This window comes from Mesorhizobium sp. M7A.F.Ca.AU.002.02.1.1 (assembly GCF_003998535.1).
Taxonomy (GTDB): Bacteria; Pseudomonadota; Alphaproteobacteria; order Rhizobiales; family Rhizobiaceae; genus Mesorhizobium; species Mesorhizobium ciceri.
Map to the genome: position 1 here is coordinate 1 of NZ_RZPB01001127.1, position 1,433 is coordinate 1,433.

Here is a 1,433-nt window from a genome sequence, read left to right on the forward strand (position 1 = left end):
GCCAAGGGCGGCATCCACAGCCTCACCAAGTCGATGGCGCGTGAACTGGCGCAGCACAATATCCGCGTCAACGCGATAGCCCCCGGCACGATCGACACGGACATCTTTGGCGACAAGCTGACCGAAGACAAGCGGCGCGACATCGTCGTGAACATCCCGCTGGGCCGGCTCGGGACGGCTGACGATATCGCAAAAGCCTGCCTGTTCCTGGTCTCGGACCTGTCCGACTACGTGACGGGACTCATTCTCGACGTGAACGGCGGCCGATTCATGCACTGAAAAGACAGTCCGCACGGGCCTGCGGATCGATGCAACGACGAACATTGGAGGCGACGCATGCTTACGATCAATTCCGGACAAGACGAGGCTCCGCTTTCGGGTGGGGCGGTGCTTCTAACGTTTCGTCGCGAATTTCCAGCGCCTTCTTCAGGGATCGAAGGCGTGCATCGTCCCACCTGCTCGATATGGGACACCCCCCGCGAGTACCAGCCCGATGCGTTGTTGAAGTCAGGGATCAAGGATGAAGCGGTTGCCTCCTACCTGTCAGACACCCGTCCGCTCTATGACGCCGCCAAGCGTTGCGTTGGCCAGCTTTCGGGAATCCTGCTTCTGCTCCAGACCGACAGCCTCGACCGCAACCGCAACGATCTCTTGCTGGCGTCGGTGACAAGGCAGTTGCGCGAGGCAACCGACCGGCTTGGTGCGGTGAAGGCGCCGCCGACAGCGGCCCGCCACCAAGCCGCGCTCGCCGATCTGCTAGTGCTTCTCGGCCGGATACTCTCGCGGCTTGATCGTCTTGCCGATCTCATTGATCCGGCAAGTCCCGATCTCGATGCCGTCGTTGACGCGCTTTTTTCCGCGCAGCGGTCGCTGCGGATGGTTTCGGAACCTTCCGCCGGACTGACCCCCGTGGATTTCACGGCGGCCTGCTGCAACTGCCGACCCGCGAAAAATTAATCGTCTGGATCAAGGGAGGAAACCGGTGTCACTCTATTCGATCTACGTCCTCGAATACGGCTACGTACCCGAATACCACAAGAGCGGCGTCATCTACGGCGCTCACAATGAAGGCTATGTCAAGCTGCCCTACTGCTACGCCGTCATCAAGGGAGACGGTTGGGCCGCGATGGTCGACGTCGGTTACAACGACCGCGACTACGGGAACTATCTTGGCACGCTGTTCAATGTCCAGAACTGGCGCGGACCGCGCGAGGTTCTTGCCGAAATCGGATTGACGCCGGAAGACATCAACGCGGTCTTTATCACGCACGCGCATTTCGATCATTTCGGCAATGTCGATGCATTTCCCAATGCCACCTTCTACGTCCAGAAGAAGGAGCTGCAGGAATGGATCTGGGCGATGTCGCTGCCGGATCGCATGCGCTGGATCCTGTCCGGCATCGATACGGCGGATATCCTGCGCGGTGTGCAGC

3 protein-coding genes are annotated in these 1,433 nt (G+C 60.2%); all 3 read left to right on the forward strand.

Translation table 11 applies throughout. The features are described 5' to 3' along the window. The coding region (locus EN879_RS35725) for an SDR family oxidoreductase (protein WP_127274703.1) at positions 1 to 279 on the forward strand (279 nt) is incomplete at its 5' end. A gap of 162 nt (positions 280 to 441) precedes the next feature. Next, positions 442 to 957 (forward strand): hypothetical protein, encoded by a 516-nt coding sequence (locus EN879_RS35730; RefSeq protein ID WP_127224577.1) that lies wholly within the window; start codon positions 442 to 444, stop codon positions 955 to 957. A gap of 25 nt (positions 958 to 982) precedes the next feature. Beyond that, positions 983 to 1,433 (forward strand): MBL fold metallo-hydrolase (locus EN879_RS35735; RefSeq protein WP_127274704.1); only part of this gene is annotated, 451 nt, incomplete at its 3' end.